This is a genomic window from Aneurinibacillus migulanus (assembly GCF_001274715.1).
Taxonomy (GTDB): domain Bacteria; phylum Bacillota; class Bacilli; order Aneurinibacillales; family Aneurinibacillaceae; genus Aneurinibacillus; species Aneurinibacillus migulanus.
Genome location: NZ_LGUG01000004.1, coordinates 321,980 through 348,813, shown reverse-complemented (window position 1 = coordinate 348,813; position 26,834 = coordinate 321,980). Strand labels below are relative to the sequence as shown.

The window sequence follows — 26,834 nt, the reverse complement described above, 5'->3', positions numbered from 1 at the left end:
ATCCCGAAAGCGGAAACAACTCTTTGTTTTCGTTTTCTTTCTTTTTTCCATTTTATGTATGAAAACGATTTCTCGGGTATTCAGATTATCGATTCTTTTGTCACCCATCACCTTTTTCAAATCACCGCCACGCTACGCTTGCTTGGCATCGAAGCTATTATCACAGGCATTCGTCCTGCGCTAGCTGAGACAGCGGTACGGCTGGGAATTAATTTATCAGACCTCAAAACTTTCGCAACAGTGCAGCAAGCCTTGGAAAGCATCGAACATAAAGCCTCTGCGCAAGGCTAACACAATAACAGAACACCCCCGGTTCCATTGAGTTCGGGGGTGTTCTGCTTTATATTATTTCATTACTGCAACCAGAATAGCTTTCTGTGCGTGCAGGCGATTCTCCGACTGGTCGAATACAACAGAACGCGGTCCATCGATGACGCCCGCAGATACTTCTTCCCCTCGGTGCGCTGGAAGGCAGTGCATAAAGAGCGCATCCGGTCTCGCCTTCTGCATCAGCGCCTCATTCACTTCAAATCCGGCAAATTTCTGTAAACGCTCCTGCTGTTCAGCTTCCTGTCCCATGCTTGCCCATACATCCGTATACACAATGTCGGCATCCGCTACTGCTTCCGCCGGGTCGGTCGTCACCAGTACATTCACACCGGTCTCATCGGCAAATGCACGCGTCATCTCTGTTACACCGGCATCCGGCTGATAGCCCTCCGGTGAAGCTACTGCTACATCCATACCAACTTTTGCGGCGCCGATCATTAACGAATGCGTCATGTTGTTGCCGTCGCCTACATATGCCAGCTTCAGCCCTTCCAGCTTACCTTTATGCTCGATAATCGTCTGGAAATCTGCCATCACCTGACACGGATGCTGCAGGTCAGTTAATCCGTTAATAATTGGAATAGAGGCATATTCTGCCAGTTCCTTCACCATTGTATCCGAGAATGTGCGGATCATAATCCCGTCGATATAGCGGGACAATACTTGCGCTGTATCTGGAATCGGTTCGCCACGGCCAATTTGCAGGTCACGGCCACTCATGAACATTGCCATGCCGCCCAGTTGGTACATTCCTACTTCGAAGGAGACGCGTGTACGGGTTGAAGCTTTATCGAAAATCATACCCAGAGTTTTGCCTTGCAGGTGCGGATGCGGAGTGCCCTGTTTTTGCTCCTCTTTCAGCTTTGCAGCCAAGTCGAGTAGATACAGGATTTCTTCTTTTGTATAATCGGAGAGACAAAGAAAGTCTCTTCCTTTCAATTGATCTACTACTACCATTATTTAACTAACTCCTTTCGTTTCGCCCCCTGCAGATATTCTCCCAGGTCAACTGCATCGCTCTCTTTGTATCCATGCACCTCAAGGTATGAAGCGAAAGTGTCCAGGAACGTGAAGCATGGAATATTAAGTGATAGCGCCAGTTGACGGAGTTCGAAGCCTAGACGCCCGCGCTTATTGCCAAGCGTTGGCGTATTCACGAACGCTTTCACATCGCATTCTCCACAGATCGCTTTTACGCGCTCCTGCGTTTCTACAATCTCCTGTACATTTGCCCCGTTTTCTTGTAATAGTGTCGCCGTACCCGGCGTAGCGATAATTTTGATATCCAATTCTTTTAGCATTTGAATATGCGGAATGAATTGTTCCTTGTCCTGTTCAGAGAGCGACAGTAGAATGGTGTCTCCCGCTTCTAGCCAGTCACATATGCCTTCCTTCCAGGCAATTGCCTTAGCGATCGCCTCTTCCACCGAATAACTCAATCCAATGACTTCGCCGGTCGATTTCATCTCTGGCCCGAGTGCCGGGTCCACACCGTTCAACTTAATCGTGGAGAATACCGGACCTTTTACAGCGTAGAATGGAATAGGAGGCAGAATACCGGTACCGTAGCCCATATCCTTAAGCTTTTCGCCTACTTGCGCTCGTGTTGCCAGTGCCACCATTGGTACCCCTGTTACCTTGCTGACGATCGGCACTGTACGAGACGCACGTGGATTTACCTCTAATACATAAATAGTTCCTTCTGTATCGATAACAAGCTGAATGTTAATCAACCCGCATGCTTTCATTTCTTTCGCAATCAATGCAGCGCTACGGCAAATCTCTTCACGCTGCGCATCGGTCAGGTGCGGCGACGGGAAAATCGCCATACTATCACCCGAATGCACACCGGCCCGCTCAATGTGCTGGAAGATGCCTGGTATAAGTATATCTTCACCGTCACAAACCGCATCGACTTCCACTTCCATACCGGATACGTATTTATCAATTAACAGCGGGAACAGCGCACTTGATGAAGTATATCGATTCCAATCCGCAAAATACTGATCCAGCTCTTCCGGATTATGAATTACTGCCATTCCGCGTCCGCCGATAACGTAAGACGGACGGATAAGTACCGGATAGCCCAACTCTTCTGCAACAAGATGTGCACCTTGCTGACTGTTTACCCCTTCTCCTGGAATGTGCGGGATATTCAGCTGACGTAGCATCTGATAGAACAATTCGCGATCCTCTACCATATCGATAGCTTCTACCGACGTACCATAGACGTGTACACCAGCTTTCTTTAACTTATCAGCCAGGTTAATTGCGGTTTGGCCGCCAAACTGAACCATAACACCGTCTACCTGTTCTTTTTCAATTACATTTAATACGTCCTCCAATGCAAGCGGTTCGAAATACAGTTGGTCCGCCGTATTGTAGTCCGTAGAAACCGTCTCTGGATTGTTATTAATAATGACGGCAGAGATGCCCTGCTTGCGTAACGCTTTCGCCGCGTGTACGGAACAATAATCGAATTCAATCCCCTGACCGATACGGATCGGACCGGAACCGAGAACAAGTACTTTCCTGCCATCCGTTGTGATCGGCACCTCGTCGCGTCCCTGCCATGTCGAATAATAATAAGGAGTAGAAGCGACGAATTCAGCCGCACACGTATCCACTAGCTTATAAGCCGGACTTATGCTCCACTCTTTCAGACGGGCACGCACTTCTTCGAAGCTTACCCCACACAGGCTTGCAATCATGCTATCTGCAAAGCCACGCAGCTTTGCTTCCTTTAACAGTTCAGGCGTCATTTTACGCCAGCGCACTTCCTTCATTGTATTTTCAAGCTCGATAATCCGAGCCAACGCATTCAGGAAGAAGTAGTCGATTTCCGTTTTCTTATGCAGCTCCTCCACGCTCATACCGCGACGCAGTGCCTCAGCAATATAAAAAATACGTTGATCGGTCGCTTGCGTGAGTTCGTTTTCCATTTCTTCTTCGCTTGCGTCTTTTACATATGGCAGCTCCAAGTGCTGCACACCGATTTCCAACGAGCGGATGCCTTTCAAGAGCGCTCCTTCGAGCGTGCGATCTATCGACATGACCTCACCGGTCGCCTTCATCTGCGTGCCGAGTTCACGGTCAGCATGTGGGAATTTATCGAATGGCCAGCGTGGAATTTTTGCTACGACATAATCAATCGCCGGTTCAAAGCTGGCATACGTATAGCCAGTAATTGGATTCACTACCTCATCAAGGTGATAACCAAGCGCCAGCTTTGCCGCCGTGCGTGCGATCGGATAACCGGTCGCTTTCGATGCAAGCGCTGAAGAACGGCTCACACGCGGGTTGACTTCAATCAGGTAGTATTTGTCGCTATAAGGGTCAAGCGCGTATTGAATATTACAACCACCTACGACACCGAGGGCGCGAATAACCTTGCAGGCTACAGAGCGCAGCATCTGATACTGGCGATCCGTCAATGTTTGTGAAGGCGCCACAACGATAGAGTCCCCCGTATGCACACCGACCGGATCGAAGTTCTCCATATTGCATACGATAATGCATGTATCATTCGCATCCCGCATGACTTCATACTCAATCTCTTTCCAGCCTTTAATGCTACGTTCGATGAGCACCTGATTAATCGGGCTTGCATTTAGTCCTCGTTTTGCTACGATGCGCAGTTCTTCTTCATCATTTGCAAATCCGCCACCTGCACCACCAAGTGTATAGGCGGGACGCACGATAACCGGAAAGCCGATTTTATTTGCGAATGCGACCGCGGTGTCTACAGTTGTCACCGTCTCACTCTCTGGAATCGGCTCCCCGATTTCCTGCATCATCCGTTTGAACTCTTCGCGGTCCTCACCCCGGATAATTGTATCGAGCGGTGTACCGAGCAGCTTTACATTATACTTCGCAAGCACGCCCGCTTTAGACAGCTCTACCGCCAGGTTAAGTCCGGTCTGGCCACCGAGCGTCGGCAAAACACCGTCTGGACGCTCTTTGGCGATGATCTTCTCCACTGACTCTACTGTCAGCGGCTCCATGTATATGCGATCTGCCACTTCATCATCCGTCATGATGGTGGCCGGATTGTTGTTGACTAGAATGACTTCTACGCCCTCTTCGCGCAAGGCCAGACAGGCCTGAGCACCGGCGTAATCGAATTCAGCCGCCTGCCCGATGACAATCGGACCGGAGCCGAGCACAAGCACTTTAGTAATGTCGGGTAGTTTAGGCATAGCTTTTCTCTCCTGTAACCTGGCATTGTTGAATGAACTCGGTGAACAAATGTCCCGTATCTTGCGGACCGGCATGCGCTTCTGGGTGGAACTGCACGGACCAGATAGGGAGTTCTTTATGACGCACACCTTCGACCGATTTGTCATTGACGTTCCTAAACGTAAGTACAAGTGGCGTTTTGGAAAGAGAATCTTCTTTCACCACATAACCGTGGTTTTGTGATGTCATATATACTTTGCCAGTGCGCAAGTCTTTCACCGGATGATTGCTACCGCGGTGACCGTACGGCAAGCGCTCCGTATCGCAGCCATAAATAAGCGAGATAAGCTGATGACCGAGGCAGATACCCATTGTCGGATAAATTTCTACAATCTTCTTTAACTCGCCCAAATGCGGCGTAATTTCTTTCGGGTCTCCTGGTCCGTTCGACAGGAATACACCATCCGGATCGATGGCTTGCACCTGATTGTATGTGACATTGTATGGCATCACTGTCACGCGACAGCCACCATCCAGCAGGCTCTGCAGTATCGACTTTTTATAGCCGTAGTCAATCAGTACGACATGTGGGCCTCGCGCTTCTTTGCCATACTCCTGCACACTTACTACCGAAACGCCCGGCACAACCTCCCGGACTGGTTGCGGGATGAATGAAGCCAGCTTCTCCTGCTCCGTCGTCAATAACCCATATACTTCGCCATGTGTACGCACAATATGAGTAATCGCGCGCGTATCGATACCGGACAAGCCGCCGATGCCATATTTCTCGGCAACCTCCGACAAAGTATAGCCTGATTCATAATGGCTCGGCTGCTGGCACAAATCACCGACTAATAATGCCCGGCATGCAGGCTTTATACTTTCAAAATCGCGTTCATTTATTCCGTAGTTTCCGATAAGCGGATACGTAAACGTAATAATTTGGCCGGCATACGAAGGGTCAGATAGAACCTCCTGATACCCTGTCATCCCTGTATTAAATACGACTTCTCCCGTGCAATCCTGCACGCTGCCAAACCATTCTCCTTCAAATATGTCGCCCGTACTTAACACAAGATATCCTTTCATTGTTTCCACTCCTTTTGTGTCGGATGCCGTCCTTATTCCGCCTTAACGGGCGGTAAGCCCCCTCACCTCAAGACTTGGAGAAATCGAGAAAGTATAGGTGGGGGATAAACCGCCCCTAAAGGTCAGATGAGTGAAACTAACACACAGTAGGTGACGTACGAAAACTCCCCCTGTGTGAAGCTTCACTTTATACTGTCTGTGTCACCGCGTCCAGCGCTTCTTCAAGCGTCTGCATCGCAAGGTCTATTTCATCTTTTTCAATCGTGAACGGTGGAAGTAGCCGTAATACGTTCGGACCAGCCTGCAATAGCAGAATATGGCTCTCACGCATTTTTGCCACAACAGGTGCCGCTTCCGATGCAAGCTCTACGCCTATCATCAGCCCTTTACCGCGTACGCCGACAATGTCTGTGCGACGATCCGCCAATCCGTTCAATTTCTTTATGAAGTAAGCGCCCAGCTCTTCTACGCGGGCGAGGTATCCATTGTCCTCAATCGTCTCTAGCGTGGCCAGCGCTGTCGCACACGCTAACGGGTTACCGCCGAATGTCGTGCCGTGCGTACCTGGACTGAACGCTTCGGCCAGCTCTTCTTTTCCGACGATAGCGCCAATGGGAAAGCCGCTACCAAGTCCCTTAGCTATCGTAATAATATCTGGCTCGATATCGTAATGCTGGTAAGCGAACCATTTGCCGGTGCGTCCTATGCCCGTCTGCACCTCGTCGACAATCAGCAGCAGGCCATGCTCTGCGCATATTCCCTTAATATGGTCAACGAACTCGGTCGATGCAGGATGTACACCACCTTCACCTTGTATCAGCTCCAGCATAATCGCGCACGTTTTCTCGGTAACAGCCGCCGTCAGTGCTTCCTTGTCGTTATACGGCACAGTTACGAATCCTTCCGGTAGCGGATCGAATCCATCCTTTACCTTCGCCTGACCGGTCGCGGTCAGCGTTGCTAACGTCCGTCCATGAAACGATTGTTTGAACGTAATAATTTCGTAACGAGGTTGCTGCTTGATTTTCTGCATATATCTGCGGGCCAACTTGACAGCTGCTTCATTCGCCTCCGCACCGCTGTTGCAAAAAAACGCTCGGTTGCCGCATGTCAATGATGTGAGCTTCTCCGCTACCTGCTCTTGCACCGGAATCTCAAATAGATTGGAACAATGCCATAGCGTATCGAGCTGTTCCTGCACCTTCGCCTTTACCTGGGGCGGCACATTGCCAAGAGATGTAACCGCGATGCCTGCAACGAAATCGAGATAGCGATTGCCCGCTTCATCCCACAAATAGTTGCCTTCCCCTTTAATGATACGAATCGGCCAGCGTCCGTAATTTGGAAACAGATGACTCATTGTGCGCTCACCTTGCCTTCCTTGACGATTTTTGTACCTACAGCTTCACCAGCCGCTACCTTTTTCAGAATGCCCGGTTCATATCCGTTAATAATCCATACTTCCTCTACGTTATTGCCAAGGGCATCCAATGCTGCCCGCACCTTTGGAATCATACCGCCGTAAATAATTCCCTCGGCGATTAGCTCCATAATTTTTTCTTTATCAAGTTCTGGCAGCACCTGTCTGATGCCGTCCTGATCTTGCATGACGCCAGGTACATCGGTAACCATAATCAAACGTTTCGTGCCTACTGCTCCTGCAACTGCTCCCGCCGCTGTATCTGCATTAATGTTATAAATCTGTCCATCTTCATTAATACCGAGCGGAGCGATAACCGGGATGAATCCGGCATCACCAAGCGCTGTTATGAGCGTAGCATCCACATGATGAATGTCTCCGACGAAGCCAAGGTGCTCGGGTCCCTGCACTACTTGAATTGTTGCCCCATCGATGCCGCTGATGCCTGCCGCCTGGCCCCCCGCTACCTGAATACGGGTGACCACCTGCTTATTGGTTTGGCCGATGAGTACCATTTGCGCTACCTGCAATGTCGCTGCATCCGTTACCCGCAATCCGTCCACGAAATGCGGCTCGATGCCCATCTGTTTCAGCGTGGCCGAGATAGCAGGACCTCCACCATGTACTATCGTGACAGCCATTCCTTCATCTTGCAGTTCCTTGATATCTTTATAAAAAGAGGCTGGCAGGCTCTCCAATGTACTACCGCCACATTTAATAACTACCTGTTTTTCCATTCTCTCTCCCTCTTTTCATCGGGCTGGTGTCTACGGATATACTGGTGTAAACGTAAGGCCCGTCATCTCCGGAAGCCCGAACATCAGGTTCATATTCTGTACCGCCTGCCCGGCTGCACCCTTCACTACATTGTCGATAACTGCAAGTATGATAACTCGGCCGGTGCGCTCATCGACATGCCAGGCGATGTCGCAATAATTGGAACCGTACACTTCTTTTGTCTTCGGATACGCCCCCGGACGAAGCCGTACGAATGGCTTGCCTTCATATGCTTTTACATAAGCTTCAGCGATGTTCTCTGCAGTTACATCGTCTTTCAGCGCAGCGTATGAGGTGGTAAGAATGCCGCGATTCATCGGTACAAGATGGGGAGTAAACGAGAGTAGCACGCCCTGTCCGGTAAACTGTGTCAGCGTCTGTTCAATCTCAGGTGTATGCTGGTGTTTGCCAACCTTATAAGCGGAGATGCTTTCATTCACTTCACAGAAATGCGTGCCCAGGGAAGCACCCCGCCCCGCACCAGTGACGCCCGACTTGGCATCTACGATAATAGATTTTCCGTCAATAAGGTTTTCCTGTAGCAACGGCAACAAGCTTAATAGCGTCGCCGTCGGATAACAGCCTGGATTGGCGAGCAGATTCGTTTCTTTGATCGCCTCCGCATTCCATTCAGAAAGGCCATAAATCGCCTGGTCGATGTATTCCTGTCCTGCCGTCTCTTTTCCGTACCATTGTTTGTATAAATCCGGCGTGGCAAGGCGAAAATCACCGGATACATCAATAACCTTCAGCTTTCCATCGAGCAATTGCGGTACCAGCTTTCCGCTTACACCAGATGGCGTCGCAATGAATACCACGTCTGCCTCTTTTTGGATACGTGCACAATCGATTTCCGCCAGATCATCTGTAAAAATATGCGTTAGATGCGGATATACTTCCTGCATTGTTTTTCCGGTTTGTGAATTGGAATATACAGCTGCAATATTTGCTTCGGGATGGGTTAACAGTAAGCGAACGAGTTCAACCCCGCTATAACCTGTCGCTCCGATTATGGAAATGTTCACGTCCTGATCCTCCATTTGTTCCTACCTGAATTAAGTTATGAATTATTATACGATGTCGGGAATAATAATTCAACGATATTTTTGCATATACATTCATAAATATTTATAAATAAAAAGAGTGCTTTCCTCCATAAAGAAAGCACCCTCTGCTACATCCAGTCATATTTTATGTCTTTCCTGCTATCCTAGCCTGTATATATTCACTCGTGCATCGCCTTAACTAACGATAGCCGTTGAATCATTTTTTCTGGTATCGTATAAACTTCATCCTTATTATATACGATCGGTGTATTGGTCTTCTTCCAATCCTTTGTGAGATAGCTGACGCCAAGTGTTACGACAAAGTTAAGAACAAGTGCAATCAATCCATTGTTGATGCCATACAGATTGAATTCATTCAAGTGCATCGAGATGGCGGCTACATCTCCGATAATAAGCCCAGCCGCCAATCCGATTGGAGTGATTCTGCGGAAGAAAAGAATAGCCAGAATGGTCGGCACAAATTGTCCATATCCGTAATATGTCGTATGAATGATATTTAACATTAAACTAGGGACGAACAAAGTAAGCGCCATTGAGCTTACTAGATACAAGAGAACGACCATCTGCACCCACCTGCGCTGCGATGTTTCCGGAACATTCGGGATTAAGTTACGTGAAACGAACGCGCCTACACTCAGACTGCTTACGGCGAGTACGAGAATTCCCGATAACGCCGTACCTGCTTCAACAAACCCTGTCAGCCACGACGGAAACAGTGCAGACACAGAGACGATAAACGCCTGATTCGGATCGTTTAGACCAGGATCTGCGATAAAAGCAAAGTACGATGTAATAACAAGAAACGGATACATAAACATATACAGTGGCATAAATGTCTGTGTCCGTTTCACCGTTGCCTCCGACCGCCCCGTAAATATCGCAGAGGCGAGCATGGGGATCGCATAGAACGCAATCGCCTGGAAAAATATCGTGGACATCGAGGATACCATGTCGTTATTATTCTGAATCGTTACCGGGGTTCCATGCTGCTTTGCCAAATCAAAAAGACTAGAAACACTCTCGACCTTTGTGAGAACAGCAATCCCCGCAATGACAATAGCTAGAAAGACAAGAATATCTTTGAGAACCGAAACGACCGCGGGCGCTTTTACTCCCGATACCGAAATATAGAAGAATGCGATACATCCCGCAATAACGACAGAAGCCGCAGGGGACAGGTTAAATCCGAGAGAACTGAGCGCAACGATAAGCCCCTGAAATTGCAATTGTCCCCATGGAATCATAAACAGCAATACAGAAATCGTAAAAATCAACTCAAATCCCCGATGAGAATAATGGCTTCTTACTACGTCCGACATGGTCATCGCATTGTACCCTTTTCCTGCCCGCCAAATAAGCGGGGCTAGGAAGTAGCCAATGGGATATGCCAGCAGGATATACCCAAGAAACCAAATACCATAGCTAACGCCTTTGGCATAAATGCCCCCTGGAAACCCAATCATCGTTCCGATGCTGTATACTTCTCCGACAGCAAGAAAAAAAAGCAAAATCCCGCTAAAGGAGCGTCCCCCTACCAGATAATCTTCTACATTCGCGCTTTTCCCCCGTCTAGAATACATAGCCAGAGCCAGCGAGAACAAAATTACGCCGCCGAATACAACTACAGCCATGTATCACTCCCCCTTTTCTCTTGATTCCGTGACATAGTAGGGCCTATCAAAAACGCACCAGGAAATCCATAGACAAACCGACGTTAACCCAAACCACAGAAACATCCAGAAATAAAGGAAGGGAAAGCCCAGTACGCTCACTTCTATCCTTGAGGTAATAGGGAACAATCCGATAATAGCTACAAAGGGAACAACCAATCCTATAATTAGACTGCCTACCAGTCGAATGGACACCGTGTTTCTCACCCTTTCGGATTTGGCATTAGTATAAAACCGATGCGTCTTTTTGATATACAACCTTCCCATCAATGAGCGTGGCCAGAACCGGAATTTCTTTAATCTCCATCTCGGAGATAGCTGTAGGATCTGCTTCTAATACCGCGAAATCGGCCTGTTTTCCAGGTTCGATCGTTCCTGCTACCTGTTCTTCAAAATTCAGCGCGGCCCCGTAACTAATCATGGAACGCAGTGCCGTTTCAACATCGCATCGCTGCTCGGGACCAAGGATTTCGCCGCTGCTTGTGACGCGATTTACCGCCGCCCATACAGAAAACAACGGGGAAATCGGGGTAATTGGGCAATCCGAATGGACTGTAAATAATAAATCCCGTTGAATTGCATCTCTTATAGGACTAATTCGGGCTGCCCGCTCCGGGCCAAGGAATAGCCTCTTATGCCTGTCCCCCCAATAATACACGTGATTAATGAAAAACGACGGAGCAACTCCTAGTGCTTGCATCCGGTCCAAGTCCTCCGGTGTAGCCGTTTGCGCATGTTCGATACGATGACGATGATTACTGCGCGGATGGACGCGCAAAGCGTTCTCATAAGCATCCAAAATCGAACCGATAGCCCTGTCTCCATTGCCATGAATGGCAATACGGTAGCCGCGCTTATGCAAATCCAACACTTCGGCATTGAATATTTCCTGATCATGAATTAAATCACCATATATATCCGGATGCGTGTGATATGGCCTGCGAAGCGCCCCGGTTAACCCTTGAATGGACCCATCCTGGAACAATTTGGCGCTGTCAAGGCATACTTTACCGTCCGACCACTCCCGAAGACTCTCATTGACTTCCTGGGCAAGCATAGAACCGAAGCGGCCTTCTGGACGGAGCAAGTGATGCATAATCATCAGCCGTGCCCGCATCGGATTTGCTCCGCTTAGGGCCGCTTGTAAATGAATTTCCATCTCGTCCACTCCTGGCATGAAACCGACCGCTGCATCCGTATTTGTTGTAATACCCTGACTTACATAATCCACCGCGGCCTGGCCCATTAATGACACAAGCTCCTCATTAGACATGTGAGGAATTTTGGAACCTACCAAGTTCATGGCCCCAGGCTCGTACAGCACGCCGTTCAACTTGCCCGCACGATCCCGGCCAAAATGCCCGCCCGGAGGATCGGATATACTGTCATCAATTTCAGCTAAACGAAGAGCGAACGAATTCACTACAGCCAAATGACCGGAAATATGACGGATAAGCACGGGATGAAAAGGCGCCACCACATCCAAATCGGCGCGGGTCGGATGACGCTGCTCTTCAAGCATTGTATCGTCATATCCATAGCCTATAATCCAATCGCTCTGCACCGTCTGTTCTGTTCTCTCCTTAATCCTTCGCTGTATATCAGCAATAGTAGGACTTACGGATGGGCGGCAATCTACCTGGGTTCGCATCTGTGCATACATAAGGATGTGATTGTGCGTATCGATAAATCCCGGCAGAACGGTAGCACCTTTCATATTAAGGACTTGGGTTTTCGCTGTACTTGATACTTCATGGCGGGGAGGTTCAGGCGTATCCCAAACAGCGGCGATTTTCCCATTTTTCACAGCAACAGAACCGGCTCGCTCCCCTTTGCCGTTTAAAGTCAGGATGTTGGCATGGGTTACTAACAAATCAGCTTCAAAAGACATGTGTACCCTCTCCCTCATATGAAAGTTTCTGATAGCGACATCATCACATCACGACATCATTACCAGATGTTTTTATACTATAAGAATATACAGAATAATTCAATAATATTTTTAAAATTTAAATATTTAATATGCCAGATGATGTTCCACAACAAAAATAAAAAAGACCTGTTATGGCTTTTTCTTGAAAGCCTTATAACTCAGGTCTTTTACGTTTGAATATCAATACAATGTAGTGCCAACAACTCTTTATTTCTTCGTGATTAACCAGTCAGATAAAGCTTTCGCATCTGTCTCACTAACCAGACCACCTGGCATGCCATTTCTTCCCTTTAGAATAATCGTTTTGATTTCATCGGCGCTTTTATATTTGCCACCGACTTTCGTTAGATTCGGACCAACGCCGCCCTCCAAGTTTTGACCATGACAGGAAGTACAGTTCGCCTGGAAGATTTTCTGTGCTTCTCCTCCTCCGCCTGCGGCGCCACCGGCCTGCCCGCCCTGTTCTGCTGGCGCCGGTTGTTCTGCCGCGCCGCCTTCATTTTTATTGGCTGCGCCACAACCTGCGGCCAGCGCAAGCACAAGCAGAATACTGCTTACTGTCATCATCCACTTTTTCATAAAAAAACCTCCCTTGATCATGTCACACGTTTAGTATGATCAAGGGAGGAGATTTTTAATCAGCATATATAAGCCGAAGCTAACAAAACTGTTCTATGTACTATAGTAATTCTTTTGCTTTGGAAGCGATATTTTCAGCAGTCAGGCCGTATTTCTTCAGCAGTTCATCTGGTGTACCGGACTCACCGAACGTATCCTCTACACCGACACGGCGCAACTTAGCTGGATGCTTCTCACACAATACTTCCGCTACAGCAGCGCCTAGACCGCCATAAATGTTGCATTCTTCTGCTGTCACAATACCTTTCGTTTCTTGTGCAGCTTTTACGATAATGTCCTCATCAATTGGTTTGATGGTCGCCATGTTAATTACGCGTGCTTGAATGCCTTCTTGTGCCAACAATTCAGCAGCTTCGACAGCAATATGCACCATAACGCCAGTTGCAATAATCGCCACGTCATTTCCTTCACGGATTTGTACGCCTTTGCCGATTTCGAATTCATAATCATCTTCGAACAATACAGGCACGCTTGGACGCCCCATACGGATATACATTGGACCGTATGTATTCGCCGCTGCGCGAATCGCTTTTTTCGTTTCAGTCGCATCCGCCGGAACAATAACCGTCATATTTGGAATGGCGCGCATTAAAGCGATATCTTCCACCGCTTGATGAGATGCACCGTCTTCGCCGAGCGTTAATCCTTGGTGTGTTACCGCAATTTTTACGTTCAGATTTGGATAGCATACAGAGTTACGAATCATATCAGCCACACGTAGGGAACCGAACAGAGCAAACGTGCTGGCGAATGGAATCTTGCCGCAGGTCGCCAGACCCGCTGCCATACCAATCATGTTCGCCTCGGCAATTCCTACGTCGAAGAAGCGTTCCGGAAATTCCTTACCGAAATCCGCTGTTTTCGTCGATTTTGCTAAATCCGCATCCAGTACCACGATATCCTGGTTTTCGCGTCCCAATTCTACTAGAGCTTGTCCGTAGGCATCACGTGTCGCGATTTTTTTTACCGTTGTCTTCTCCATTATTTCTCTCCCCCCTGCGCGCACAGTTCTTCAAGCGCCTGTGCCAATTGCTCTGCATTCGGTGCCGTACCGTGCCATCCGCATGCATTCTCCATGTATGATACGCCTTTTCCTTTCACCGTATGGGCAACGATGAATGTCGGCATGCCTTTTACAGTCTTCGCTTCATCCAAAGCAGAGATAATCTCCTCCAGATTATGACCGTCGATTTCGATAACGTGCCAGTTGAATGCACGGAATTTATCTGCAACCGGTCCCACATTCATGATGTCTTCTACATTACCGTCAATTTGTAGGTGGTTGTAATCAAGAATCGCTACCAGGTTGTCCAGCTTATAATGACCGGCTGCCATGGCAGCTTCCCATACCATGCCTTCCTGAATTTCCCCGTCACCAAGCAAGGCGTATACACGATAATCGCGCTTATCGAGACGTGCAGCCAATGCCATGCCGTTCGCTGCCGACAGCCCCTGACCGAGCGAGCCTGTGCTCTGCTCTACGCCTGGCAGCATCTTTTTGCTCGGATGACCTTGCAGGCGAGAATTGATTTTGCGGAAGGTAGCCAGTTCCTCTTTCGGCAGGTAGCCTTTCTCTGCCAACGAAGCATACAATACCGGGCTCGCATGTCCTTTGCTCAGAACAAACCGATCACGGTCCGGGTCACTAATTTTATCTGGTCCCGCATTCATCTCATGGAAGTACAGAACCGCCAAGATGTCTGCCGCTGACAACGAACCACCAGGATGTCCAGAATTAGCCGCCGCTACCATCTTAACGATTTCCTGACGGATATTGCTTGCATATTGCTTAAGCTCTGTGAGTTTCCCCTCTGTAACTGTACTCATTCCCTCTCCTCCAAAACATAAGTTTTACAATATATTCAAAACTGAATACGTCAGTTGCACCAGAACCCTTCGTCTGCCAGGCTTCTGTCAGCAGCACAAATAACGGTAATACGAATGTTTCGTATACCGTCATTATCCATCTAAATGGCGCATACTCACCCATTCACTTTCACCTATTCTTCCAAGAGTACCATTTGAAAAACTCGCGAAGCGTGTGGAACGACGGGCCAAAAAAACCGACAATTGTCTCCCTCATAAAGCGGAGATTTTGTCGGTCCGCCTGAAGTGCCACAAAGCGGCCGTTTGGCTTCGTTGTGGAAAAAGGCCGAGCGGCATGCCCGCGAGTTTTTCTTACGGAACATTATGATTCTGTCGTGTGTCCGAGCTGCTGTCGAAGATACGCATCAATGAACGGAGTTAACTCCCCATCCATCACTGCTTGCACATTTCCCGTCTCGTGGTTTGTGCGATGATCTTTCACCATACTGTATGGATGGAACACATAGGAACGAATCTGGCTGCCCCAGCCGATTTCTTTTTGCTCGCCGCGCAGCTTAGCCGCCTCTTCCTCCTGCTCCTGAATCTTTCTTTCATACAGTTTGGAACGCAGCATCTTCATCGCCCTCTCACGGTTTTTAATCTGCGAGCGCTCCGTTTGGCATGTAACTACGACTCCTGTCGGCACGTGCGTAATCCGTACTGCAGAGTCAGTTGTATTAACGTGCTGGCCACCCGCACCGCTGGAACGATATGTGTCGATTTTTAATTCATCTGGCTTAATATCGATTTCGATATCGTCGTCAATCTCCGGCATGACGTCACACGAAACGAACGAAGTATGACGTCGTCCGGATGAGTCAAACGGAGAGATACGCACCAGTCGATGTACCCCTTTTTCTGCTTTCAGATAGCCATAAGCATTGTGTCCTTTAATTAACAAAGTAACGCTTTTTACCCCGGCTTCCTCACCGGGTAAGTAATCAAGCGTCTCCACCTTAAAGCCCTGCTTCTCAGCCCATCGAGTATACATACGCAGCAGCATATCTGCCCAGTCCTGCGATTCCGTTCCGCCCGCGCCAGGGTGCAATTCAAGTATCGCATTTTTCCTGTCGTACGGCTGGCTAAGCAGTAGCTGTAGCTCATACTCGTTCAACCGCTCCTGCAATGCTTCTGCCTCTTTCACAATGTCGGAGATGAGCGACTCATCCTCCTCTTCCGCATACAAATCCATCATAACTTCGATATCTTCGTACGCGGTCTCCATTTGCTGAATGGCATTGACTGCATCTTTCAGCACATTAACCTCGCCGATCACAACCTGAGCAGATTCATTATCGTCCCAGAAGTTCGGCATCGCCATCTTCTCTTCTAACGCGGCGATTTGCTTCTGTTTACCAGGGAGGTCAAAGAGACCCCCTAATCTCAGCCAATCGCTTGCCGATAGCTGTCATTTGCTGTTTTGCTTCTGTCAGTGGCATGCTCTATTCCTCCTGGCCGCAGCAGTTCTTATATTTTTTTCCACTTCCGCAGTAGCACGGATCATTGCGTCCGATTTTCGGCTCTTGGCGGCGCACCGGTTTCTTCGGTGCTGGTTCGCCGGAATCAGACGGTGCAATTGCCTGTCCTTTGGCTACTTCTTGACGCTGCAGGTTGCTGCCAATATTAGCTTTCATGATATATGTCGCAACCTCTTCCTCGATGCTCGCGATCATCTGATTGAACATCTCGTAGCCTTCCATCTGGTACTCGCGCAGCGGATCGGTCTGACCGTATGCCCGCAGATGGATACCCTGACGGAATTGATCCATCGCATCGATATGATCCATCCATTTGCTGTCTACCGCACGTAACACGACAACCTTCTCGAATTCACGGAATTCCGCTTCATCCATTAATTGCTCGCGCTCGGAGTACAGGCCCTCCACCAACTCACGGAACACTTCCACGATTTCTTCGCGGTCCTTGCCCCAGATGTCTTTTGCTTCCAGTTGTCCTTCATGCAAAAATGTACCGTGGCAATGATTGATAAGAGCTTCGAGATCCCATTCTTCCTCTACAACTTCATCCGGACAATGAACATCGATAAGACGCTCAACATGGGACATAACCATACCAACGACTACATCGCGCAGCGATTCAGACTCAAGCACTTCACGGCGCTGTTTGTAGATAACCGTACGCTGTTGGTTCATCACATCGTCATATTGCAGGACGACACGACGCATGTCGAAGTTCGCACCTTCTACGCGCTTCTGCGACGATTCGATCGCTCGGGATACCATCTTACTCTCGATCGGCATGTCTTCTTCCATGCCAAGACGATCCATCATACCCATAATGTTTTCCGAACCAAACTTGCGCATCAGTTCGTCTTCTAAGGAGATGAAGAACTGAGAGGAACCAGGGTCCCCTTGACGTCCAGCACGTCCACGCAACTGATTATCAATTCGACGGCTCTCATGACGCTCCGTACCGATAATATGAAGACCTCCAAGTTCGGCTACCCCTTCACCCAGTTTAATGTCCGTACCACGGCCCGCCATGTTAGTCGCGATCGTTACCGCACCACGCTGACCAGCTAAAGAAACGATTTCCGCCTCTCGCTCATGCTGCTTCGCATTCAAAACTTCATGACGAATGCCTTTTTTACGCAACAAGCTGGAGATAAGCTCTGACTTCTCAATCGATGTCGTACCTACCAGCACCGGACGACCTTCCTTATGGTGCACCTCTACATCGTCTACCACGGCACGATATTTACCGCGCTCTGTTTTATAAATCGCATCTGGCTTATCCTCACGAATAACCGGTTTATTCGTCGGGATAACTACCACATGCAGACCGTAGATCTTCTGGAATTCTTCTTCCTCAGTCTTGGCTGTACCAGTCATACCGCCCAGTTTTTCATACATCCGGAAGTAGTTCTGCAAGGTAATCGTCGCAAGCGTCATGCTCTCATTCTGTACTTGCAAGCCTTCCTTCGCTTCAATCGCCTGATGCAGTCCGTCGCTGTATCTACGTCCTTGCATGAGACGTCCGGTAAATTCATCAACAATAACAACTTCTCCGTTGTCTACCACATAGTCGATATCTCGCTTCATCAGTGCACGGGCTTTCAGCGCAATGTTAACATGGTGATTCAACAGAATATGCTCATTGTCATACAGGTTTTCGATATTGAACGCACGTTCAACTTCCGCCACCCCTTGCTCGGTCAGGGATACGGAATTCGCCTTAATATCGATCGTATAATGTTCCTTTTCCTTTAAACGCACAGCGAAACGGGCCGCTACATGATACAGCTCGGTCGACTTCTCCGCTTCGCCCGAGATAATCAATGGTGTCCGCGCTTCGTCGATCAGGATACTGTCCACTTCATCGACGATACAATAATTGAGTGGGCGCTGTACCATTTGTTCCTTATATAGCACCATGTTATCGCGCAGATAATCGAAGCCGAATTCATTGTTCGTTCCGTACGTAATGTCGGCTGCATAGGCTTCGCGCTTTGCATCTGGCGACATACCGTTCAGATTCACCGCCCATGTCAAACCAAGGAAATTATAAATCTGCCCCATTTCTTCGGCATCACGCGCTGCCAAGTATTCATTAACTGTGATGACATGCACGCCTTTACCGGCGAGCGCATTTAAGTACGACGGCAGCGTCGCTACCAGTGTCTTCCCTTCACCGGTTCTCATCTCGGCGATTTTACCTTCATGCAGCGCCATACCACCGATTAACTGAACGTCGTAGTGACGCATCCCCAACACGCGGCGGCTGGCTTCGCGACATACCGCAAACGCTTCATATAAGATATCATCCAGCGTCTCGCCTTTGGCAAGCCGTTCTTTGAATTCATCGGTTTTATTTCGTAGCTGTTCGTCTGTTAGTGCCTGCATTTGCGGTTCCAGAGCATTAACTCTTTCGACGCGCTTATTCAGCTTTTTTACGTCGCGCTCATTAGAATCGCCTATAATTTTTTTGATTATTCCTAGCATCGGGTATCCAATCCCCTTCCAATCTTCACTCTTCTTGCTAGTGGAGCAATAGGACTGCTCTAAATTTTAATTTTAACAGTATCATAGGGGGTTGACAAGAAATATAGGAAATACTATAAGATGGAAGTCTTTTCTACTCTAATAAAGAAAAACCCATGGGCGCCCTCGCTCGTCCTTTTTCGCCCACCGTGCCACACGCTCCACACAAAAAAAGTATCGCTTGGCATACGCCTCATGAGTTTTTCAAATGATACGCTCGGAAGGAAGTGGCGCTTTCTCGCTTTGCAGCGGCATCTACTTCCTTATACAATAAAAAGGCACCCGCGGGCGCCTTTTTTGGATTTATATATTTGCTTATACGTTTTCCGGCTCAATCAGGCCGTAGCGACCGTCTTTGCGGCGGTACACAACGTTCACTTCTTCCGTCTCCGCATTGCTGAATACGAAGAAATTATGCCCCAGCATATCCATCTGTAGCACAGCTTCTTCAGCATCCATCGGCTTCAGGTTGAAGCGTTTTGTTTTCACGATTTCAAGCTGGTCGTTCTCGTCTTCCACCTGCACTTCCTGGTCGGTGGCTAACGGATCGGCTTCCACGAACACCGCGCCTTGTTGGCGGTATTTACGGTTCACTTTTGTTTTATGTTTGCGGATTTGACGTTCTAGTTTCTCAACGACCAGATCAATCGCCGCATACATATCGCTGTTCGTATCTTCAGCTCGGAGGATAACTCCCGGCATTGGAATAGTCACTTCCACTGTATGTTCACCTCGCAGCACGCGAAGCGTAACGTTGCAGGAAAATGAGGAAGTATTCTCAAAATAGCGCTCGAGGCGACCAATTTTTTTCTCTACATAGTCTCGGAGTGCAGGAGTTACTTCGATATTTTCACCACGGGTGTTGTATTGCATATAGATACTCCTCCTTTCATCTATATCTATATATTCCCCTTTCACGGTTGAAAATCCTCCTTTGCTCGACATTTTTTTACCATCTTTTGCGAACTTTTTGTAACATTTCTTCCGTTTCCAAAAACACTTCCTAACTCTTGCTTTATAGGGTAAGGAACAGCCTTACAAAGGATGAAATTCAGGGCGAAATCGCACGGAAGGATATGGTATAAATGGAATAAGAATATTTTTTCCTGAAAAAGGGGGAGTCAAGTATGGGGCTAGTATCTACATCATACGAACTCATCGGGCGCATCCTATATACAGACATATACAACGAACAAGGGACGCTCCTGCTCAGCGCAGGGAAAATGCTGACCGCCAAAGACATTGATTCGCTGCTCATCAACAATATTTTTGAAATTGCGGTCAAAGGTGCGACGCATGAAATAAAGCCAATCGACAACATTGCACCGGAGCTTCTGCACCAAATCGATGAAGCGTGGAACTATGATCCGGAAATGGCTGTCATCTATAAAGAAACACTCTCCGGCATTAAAGACCTGTTAGACAGGACCAAAGAAGGAGAACAGGTCAACATTCAGGAGATGGTCACCCAGTTCTCCCCTCTTATCAAGCATGCCTTAGAACATCGCTATGTCTTCCATCCACTCCATACACTTAAAGGAAAAGATGAATACACATACCGCCACAGCATCAATGTTGGCCTCTTATCAGCGCTCATCGCCCGTCTGCTCGGACTTCCCGATGAAGTATGCGTAGAAGTAGGTGAAGCCGGACTCTTTCACGATATCGGAAAGCTGGAGATTCCCGATGGAATCCTGAATAAACCATCTAGGCTCGAAGAAGAAGAACGGAAGATCATGCGTAAGCACACTCAATACGGATACACCTTGCTGCGTAAGTTCCCCAACCTCCCCAAATCATTCGCCGATGTAGCGCTACTGCATCATGAATGCCTGAACGGAACAGGCTATCCATTCGGTTTACGTCATGAAAATATCCCACTATCCGTACAAATTGTATCCGTGGCAGACAAATTCGACGCACTGGCATCTGACCGTGTATACAGGGAGAAGGTCTCCCCATTCGAAGCGGCTACAGCGCTCTGGAACGCTCAGTTCGCCGGGCTAATGAATCCAGCTATAGTAACACCGTTCGTAACGTATATTATCGAGTCCTATATTGGTTCAAAGGTACGGCTGTCGAACGGTCAAAAAGGCGTAATTGTACGATACAACCACCAGGAACCGCTCCGTCCTCTAATCCGGACGGATGAAGGATTATTTACGAAACTAGAAGTAGAGCGGGACATACAGATTGTCGAGGTATTCTGATATCAGGAAGTTACACTTGACCTATGCGATTAAGGGTGTTGGTTATCCAATAGCATCCAGGGCGGATCGTCATCACACCGTGCCCCAAACGGGTGTCGGTTCGTCTCCCGCACGGAAGCGTAGAGGGCCGCTTTTTACCCCTACAAAGCGACCGTGTCCCTTTCTTGTGAGAAAAAGACGAGGGAACACGCCGACGCGTGCATCTTATTTCTTCCGATATATGTATAATCAACAGGTGTGTTCTCCGCCTTTCCTCTGCGAATGATCAGCCTTAAGATGACTATGATATAATCAATAGAATATTGACAAGAGTAATCTATAAGAATGTAGTCAATATTTATAATGAGGAATAGAATGGTAATTCGCGGAACAAACACCGGATGAATAGGAAGGAAACAGAAATGAGTCATTCACCATCCCTAAAAGATATCAAGTCATTGTGTGGTACGACTTCCTACCAACGTGGTGAAGCTTATTACAAATCGCGTCGGGTACTTCAGCTGAATTACGACCCGAATAAGCTGCATTATCACGCTGTTGTCTCAGGAAGCAAGCAGTATAACGTCGATATCACACTTGAGGATTCTGGCTATATAGAGGCGGAATGTGAATGTCCAGCCTTTCATTCATATTATAACTACTGCAAGCATATTGCCGCAGTTTTATTTCACATTCATGCTTTTAATCAGAATGGGAAGAGTACCCCCCGTCATTCTCAGCATCTATCAGAAGATAAGAGCATCTCGAAAGCCGGTATTTCAAGAAGAGATGTACAGCTGGCAGAAAACATCATTTCACTTTTCGAAGATACTTCTGTTGGGGCACAAAACGTAGGTAACGTTCCCCAAAAATATAACCAAGTGCTTGAAGTAGAATTCACATGCAAAGTTGCGTCTACCAACTACCCTTCTCAAAAAAACCTGTTTGGAATCGAAATGAAGGTTAGAAGCAGCGAACGATTGTATATCGTCCAGAAAATCCAAGACTTTCTTTCAAAAATAGAACAGCAAGCTACTCATTCGTTCTCGAAACGCTTCACGTTCGATCCTTCCATACACACATTTAAAGAAACGGATTGGGCAATCATTCAGCAGCTGATTGAGGTGCACCACAATGAAACGGCCTATCGCGAGGCCTTAAGCGGCCATTCTCACGCTTATATGTTCAGTACCGGTCGATTGTTGTTCATTCCCCCTCTGGCATGGGAGAAGTTGTTGCCAAAATTGAAGGAAGCAACTGTTATGTTCGAGCACGAAATGAACACATATGAGCGTATCAAAACCAGGGAAGGAAACGTTCCGCTTCACTTTCAATTAAACAAAGCGCGAGCCGAGGGCTATCAACTGGACATTCGAGGCCTGGATCAAGTCACAGTAATGGAGAACTATGGTTGCGTGCTTGCGGCAGGAACGCTGTACAACATGCCCGGAACACAGCTACGGCGACTCACCAAAATGAAAGAAATGTTTCAATATAGGCCCAACCAGCAAGTACTGATTCCTTCTTCTCAAATTGAAACCTTTGTGGAACGTGTTATTCCCGAACTGAAAAAAATGAGCACCGTTGACATCGAACAGAACATTTCTAATCGGATTATGAACCCGCCGCTGCATGCTAAGCTTCATCTCGATCGGAATGAGGATCGACTGTTGGCCAGGCTGGAATATGAATACGGCGATATCGTAATTGCACCCTTTCATTCGGACGTTGACCATCAGGACTATTCGAACCGTATTCTCTTGCGCGACAGTGAACAGGAAAGTCGGATTATGAATGTACTTGAACAATCTTCATTCAAGTACAATGGCAGCGAGCTTTATATGGATGATGAGGAAGGGATGTATCACTTTCTATATCACCTTCTTCCCCAGCTGAAGAAAACAGCTGAGATTTATGTAACGTCTTCCTTAAGACCGATGATGTACAGCAGCCTTCACTCACCAAAAATGACGGTAGATGTCGATGCGAAAACACAATGGCTCGACATCAACTTTGGTATAGAAGGTATCGACGAACAGGAAATTCATCATATCCTTCAAAGCATTGTAGAGAAAAAGAAATACTACCGTTTACAGGACGGATCATTTCTGTCATTGGAGGAGGATGAGTTTCTAGACATCGGCCTCTTTATGGAAGAAATGGATATTCGCCAATCAGAAGTGAAAGATACTCATATCCAATTGTCAGTTGTTCGCGGATTTCATTTACTAGATTCAGATGAAAGAACACCTGCAATTCAAATCGAAAAATCGCTTCGCCAGCTATTCGAAAACATGAGAAATCCGGATAAGCTTGATTTTGAGATTCCGGAGACGCTTTCCCCTGTACTGCGGGACTACCAGAAATATGGCTTCCAATGGTTAAAGACATTGGCTCATTACCACTTTGGTGGCATTTTGGCAGATGATATGGGACTTGGTAAAACACTACAGTGCATTGCCTTTATTCTTTCAGAACAACAGAAAAGCACAACGACCGGACTTCCTGTACTCATCGTTTCTCCAGCTTCGTTACTGTACAACTGGAAGAACGAATTAAAAAAATTCGCACCCGAGCTAAAGACAGTGATCATTACAGGCGATAAGCAAGAACGAACAAAAATTTTGAATGAATTATCGAACGTAGATGTATTGATTACGTCTTATCCGCTGCTGCGAAGGGATATGGAATTGTATGCGAATCACCGTTTTCATACCCTTATTCTAGATGAAGCTCAGGCAGTAAAAAATTATGCCACAAAGACTGCGCAAGCCGTCAGAGAAATCCACGCCCAGCATCGTTTTGCTTTAACAGGAACCCCTATAGAAAATTCACTGGAGGATCTGTGGTCAATATTTGATGCGGTATTTCCTGAACTGTTCCCCAGTAAAAAAGCATTTGCTGAGCTCTCTCGTGAAGCAGTGGCGAGAAGGGTACGTCCGTTTATTTTACGCCGGATGAAATCCGATGTACTGAAGGAGTTGCCCGAGAAAATAGAAACCCTTCAGACTTCCGATTTGTCGCCGGAACAGAAAAAGCTGTACATGGCTTATTTAATGAAGCTACAGCAGGAAACCATTCAACAGCTTCAAACAGAGAGCTTCCAAAAAAATCGAATGAAGATTTTGGCGGGCCTGACCCGTCTACGGCAACTATGCTGTCACCCTTCCTTATTCCTTGAGAATTATACAGGCGATTCAGGGAAGTTAGACCAGCTCTTGGAGATCGTAGAGGACTATCGTAACGCCGGTAAACGAATACTCATCTTCTCCCAGTTTACGGAGATGCTAAGCATCATCCGGCGGGAGCTGGAACAATGCGGTTTATCCTATTTCTATTTGGACGGCAAAACACCTGCAAGTGAGCGAGTGGAACTGTGTCGCCGTTTTAATGAAGGGGAACAGGACGTCTTTCTCATTTCCTTAAAGGCAGGCGGAACCGGATTGAATTTGACGGGAGCAGACACCGTTATCCTCTATGACCTCTGGTGGAACCCGGCGGTGGAGCAACAAGCAGCCGACCGCGCACACCGTATGGGACAGAAGAACGTTGTGCAGGTCATCCGGCTGATCACACAAGGCACGATTGAAGAGAAAATGTATGAGCTACAGCAACAGAAGAAAAACCTGATCGACGAAGTCATCCAGCCAGGTGAAGGTGCTTTGTTTACTTTGACCGAGAATGAAATTCGCGAGTTGCTGATGATTTAATTATGACAAGAACAATAGCCTAAAAAGGTGAAAAAGGAACAGGGGACATATTGTACCACCTGTTCCTTTTTGTATATACTCTTTTTCACCTCTTGGTTCTGTATTTTTTCTATCATTTTGATCGCTTCAATCACCCGCCCAGTCACCACCTTAAAAATCACGTCATAGGTTATAGTGCGAAATCTCAAAGTCAACACACACTTTGCATAATCCCTTGTGCCATCATCAACACAAAGGATTCTCTTACTTTATTATATAAATTACACTTGATAATTTGACATGATAGCGTGGTTGGAAGGAGGAGATTCAGAAAAAGAAGAAGTTGGATGCGCCCTGCGATCCGGCAGAAGAAAGGCTAGCGTGTCTTTTTCCGACCGCTCCCGCCCACCGCCCTTCCTTCTTTTCTTACCTCCCACCATAAAAATTTGTCGATTTATCAAATCAGATGTATATAGTTTTTATGAAGTTGTTGGACTTCTGTAACTGTCTGCCCTGTCACTTCTGCAATCGTCTTTTCTTCAACACTGTCTTTTGCTTTCTTATCTATTCAAACAAAACGGCTCACCGTTATAAAAATACGGTGAGCCGTTCTCCACTCGTTATATGATAAGTAACCGAAAGCCCCCGGAATCATCCGAGGGCGTAGATATCGTTCGTTGTATTTGGATCTACCTTATTTCCATTACAGGGAAAGGTGATGCATATTACAACTTAACAACGTTAGCTGCTTGAGGTCCGCGAGCGCCTTCAACGATTTCGAATTCAACGCTTTGGCCTTCTTCCAAAGATTTAAATCCTTCTGATTGGATAGCAGAGAAGTGTACGAATACGTCGTCTCCGTCTTCGCGTTCGATGAAACCATAACCTTTTTCAGCGTTAAACCATTTTACTTTACCTTGCATCAAATACATCCCTTTCCGTCAATAAAATATGGGAACACGTTGTCATTCTTCCCACATCTTGACTATACCACCCTGAATAGGCACAAGTCAAATTAAATCAATCGACGAAAACGGCATTTATTCGACAATTTAGAAAACGGTTTTTCACTCTGTCGCAAAGCGTTTTTCAAGGTATGCAACGAAGCGAGAAATGATAAGTGTAAGCATAAGATACACGATTGCCATCGTCAGATAGGACTCCCAGCGGGCGAATGTCGATTTCGCTGTCGCGTACCCCGCATATGCAAGCTCCGGCGCTGCAATGACCGCAAGAAGCGATGAATCCTTCAGAAGGGCGATAAACTCATTGCCAAGCGGCGGAATCATCCGTTTGAATGCCTGAGGCAGAATGACAAAGCGCATAGCTTGTCCATTGTCCATTCCCAGCGAACGGGCCGCTTCCAATTGACCACGATCGATCGATTGAATCCCCGCACGGAAAATCTCGGCTATATAGGCTCCGGCATTCAGGGAAAGTGCGACGAATCCAGAGAATACAGCGGAAGGCGGCTCACCTTCTGAGAAAAGTCCCCAGATTTCCGGAATAGCCGCAAAGTGAATCAAGAGAATTTGCACAAACAGCGGCGTACCGCGAAAAACAGTTATGTAAGCAACGGATGGCCAGCGTACCAATGGGTTCTTCGACAATCGTCCCAAGCCGAAAATCAATCCAAGAATCGTTCCCATAAATACGCCAACAGAAGTAAAGAGAATCGTATATCCCACACCGCGGATAAACATCTCCCGGTATTCGTAAATGACACCCCAATCCAATGCGTTCACAGCCTTTCCTATAGCTTTCTCAACAAACAGGCGAAGAGTGCGCGGGAACCTTGTCCACGCGCACTCCCTTTATCCCGGTCGGGCAGTAAGACCCCCACTTCAAGTGCATTACATGGGGATAACTGCCCCTAAGCCCCCGGTAAGTACACCTAATCATCAGTGGAGATGAGGAAAATCCCCACTGATGGAAGTTCTACTTTATGCATAACATATTCATTATAACGGATAAAGATGCGATTG

The 26,834-nt window shown here is 47.4% G+C and carries 21 protein-coding genes; 3 read left to right on the top strand and 18 right to left on the bottom strand.

Translation table 11 applies throughout. The features are described 5' to 3' along the window. The first annotated feature begins 54 nt into the window (after positions 1 to 54). A complete protein-coding gene (locus AF333_RS03245; protein WP_043067696.1) occupies positions 55 to 291 on the top strand; it encodes an STAS domain-containing protein in 237 nt (78 codons plus the stop codon). Between the two features lie 54 nt (positions 292 to 345). Here the strand turns inward: AF333_RS03245 and argF are convergent, their stop codons facing one another. The 15 genes from argF to hpf form a co-directional block, all read right to left on the bottom strand. After that, positions 346 to 1,287 (bottom strand): ornithine carbamoyltransferase, encoded by a 942-nt coding sequence (gene argF / locus AF333_RS03240; RefSeq protein WP_043067695.1) that lies wholly within the window; start codon positions 1,285 to 1,287, stop codon positions 346 to 348. Continuing rightward, positions 1,287 to 4,529 carry a carbamoyl-phosphate synthase (glutamine-hydrolyzing) large subunit gene (carB, locus tag AF333_RS03235; RefSeq protein WP_043067694.1) on the bottom strand — a complete coding sequence of 1,081 codons (3,243 nt, stop codon included), beginning with the start codon at positions 4,527 to 4,529 and terminating at the stop codon, positions 1,287 to 1,289. Before carB ends, argF begins: the two co-directional genes overlap by 1 nt. Further along, on the bottom strand, positions 4,522 to 5,598 hold the full coding sequence (locus AF333_RS03230; protein ID WP_043067693.1) for a carbamoyl phosphate synthase small subunit: 1,077 nt from the start codon (positions 5,596 to 5,598) through the stop codon (positions 4,522 to 4,524). The genes carB and AF333_RS03230 overlap by 8 nt, the downstream gene beginning before the upstream one ends. A gap of 187 nt (positions 5,599 to 5,785) precedes the next feature. Continuing rightward, on the bottom strand, positions 5,786 to 6,958 hold the full coding sequence (locus tag AF333_RS03225) for an acetylornithine transaminase (protein ID WP_043067692.1): 1,173 nt from the start codon (positions 6,956 to 6,958) through the stop codon (positions 5,786 to 5,788). Further along, positions 6,955 to 7,755 (bottom strand): acetylglutamate kinase, encoded by an 801-nt coding sequence (gene argB / locus AF333_RS03220; RefSeq protein ID WP_043067691.1) that lies wholly within the window; start codon positions 7,753 to 7,755, stop codon positions 6,955 to 6,957. Before argB ends, AF333_RS03225 begins: the two co-directional genes overlap by 4 nt. A gap of 30 nt (positions 7,756 to 7,785) precedes the next feature. Then, positions 7,786 to 8,835, bottom strand: coding sequence for an N-acetyl-gamma-glutamyl-phosphate reductase (gene argC / locus AF333_RS03215; protein ID WP_043067690.1), 1,050 nt, complete (start codon positions 8,833 to 8,835; stop codon positions 7,786 to 7,788). A 185-nt stretch (positions 8,836 to 9,020) separates the two neighbouring features. Next, positions 9,021 to 10,493, bottom strand: coding sequence for a sodium:solute symporter family protein (locus tag AF333_RS03210; protein ID WP_074714892.1), 1,473 nt, complete (start codon positions 10,491 to 10,493; stop codon positions 9,021 to 9,023). 3 nt (positions 10,494 to 10,496) lie between these two features. Beyond that, a complete protein-coding gene (locus AF333_RS31460) occupies positions 10,497 to 10,799 on the bottom strand; it encodes a DUF3311 domain-containing protein (RefSeq protein WP_080787894.1) in 303 nt (100 codons plus the stop codon). Beyond that, positions 10,756 to 12,423: an amidohydrolase gene (locus AF333_RS03205; protein WP_043067689.1), complete on the bottom strand. Its 1,668-nt coding sequence runs from the start codon at positions 12,421 to 12,423 to the stop codon at positions 10,756 to 10,758. The genes AF333_RS31460 and AF333_RS03205 overlap by 44 nt, the downstream gene beginning before the upstream one ends. A gap of 249 nt (positions 12,424 to 12,672) precedes the next feature. Next, a complete protein-coding gene (locus tag AF333_RS03200) occupies positions 12,673 to 13,044 on the bottom strand; it encodes a c-type cytochrome (protein WP_043067688.1) in 372 nt (123 codons plus the stop codon). A 100-nt stretch (positions 13,045 to 13,144) separates the two neighbouring features. Continuing rightward, the gene (locus AF333_RS03195; RefSeq protein WP_043067687.1) at positions 13,145 to 14,086 is read right to left on the bottom strand and encodes a transketolase family protein; all 942 of its coding nucleotides are present in this window, start codon (positions 14,084 to 14,086) and stop codon (positions 13,145 to 13,147) included. Then, entirely contained in the window at positions 14,086 to 14,931 is an 846-nt protein-coding gene (locus tag AF333_RS03190; RefSeq protein ID WP_043067686.1) for a transketolase, read from the bottom strand. The genes AF333_RS03195 and AF333_RS03190 overlap by 1 nt, the downstream gene beginning before the upstream one ends. A gap of 361 nt (positions 14,932 to 15,292) precedes the next feature. Then, a protein-coding gene (prfB, locus tag AF333_RS03185; protein WP_177329634.1) for a peptide chain release factor 2 occupies positions 15,293 to 16,409 on the bottom strand; the annotation gives its coding sequence in 2 pieces (ribosomal slippage) (positions 15,293 to 16,336 and positions 16,338 to 16,409; 1,116 coding nt in all). 3 nt (positions 16,410 to 16,412) lie between these two features. After that, the gene (gene secA, locus AF333_RS03180) at positions 16,413 to 18,932 is read right to left on the bottom strand and encodes a preprotein translocase subunit SecA (protein ID WP_043067684.1); all 2,520 of its coding nucleotides are present in this window, start codon (positions 18,930 to 18,932) and stop codon (positions 16,413 to 16,415) included. 354 nt (positions 18,933 to 19,286) lie between these two features. Then, positions 19,287 to 19,844 carry a ribosome hibernation-promoting factor, HPF/YfiA family gene (gene hpf / locus AF333_RS03175; RefSeq protein ID WP_043067683.1) on the bottom strand — a complete coding sequence of 186 codons (558 nt, stop codon included), beginning with the start codon at positions 19,842 to 19,844 and terminating at the stop codon, positions 19,287 to 19,289. A 254-nt stretch (positions 19,845 to 20,098) separates the two neighbouring features. On the opposite strand from hpf, the gene AF333_RS03170 reads away from it, so the two are divergent. Further along, complete coding sequence (locus AF333_RS03170; RefSeq protein ID WP_043067682.1) at positions 20,099 to 21,181, top strand: HD-GYP domain-containing protein; 1,083 nt, start codon at positions 20,099 to 20,101, stop codon at positions 21,179 to 21,181. A 401-nt stretch (positions 21,182 to 21,582) separates the two neighbouring features. Further along, positions 21,583 to 24,870, top strand: coding sequence for a DEAD/DEAH box helicase (locus AF333_RS03165; protein ID WP_043067681.1), 3,288 nt, complete (start codon positions 21,583 to 21,585; stop codon positions 24,868 to 24,870). Positions 24,871 to 25,130: 260 nt separating this feature from the next. On the opposite strand, the gene AF333_RS34595 is transcribed toward AF333_RS03165, so the two are convergent. From AF333_RS34595 to AF333_RS03155, 3 genes are all read right to left on the bottom strand, one after another. Further along, positions 25,131 to 25,310, bottom strand: coding sequence for a hypothetical protein (locus AF333_RS34595; protein WP_235496030.1), 180 nt, complete (start codon positions 25,308 to 25,310; stop codon positions 25,131 to 25,133). Between the two features lie 264 nt (positions 25,311 to 25,574). After that, positions 25,575 to 25,772, bottom strand: coding sequence for a cold shock domain-containing protein (locus tag AF333_RS03160; RefSeq protein ID WP_040301719.1), 198 nt, complete (start codon positions 25,770 to 25,772; stop codon positions 25,575 to 25,577). A 144-nt stretch (positions 25,773 to 25,916) separates the two neighbouring features. Next, on the bottom strand, positions 25,917 to 26,585 hold the full coding sequence (locus AF333_RS03155) for an amino acid ABC transporter permease (RefSeq protein WP_043067744.1): 669 nt from the start codon (positions 26,583 to 26,585) through the stop codon (positions 25,917 to 25,919). Positions 26,586 to 26,834 lie beyond the last annotated feature (249 nt).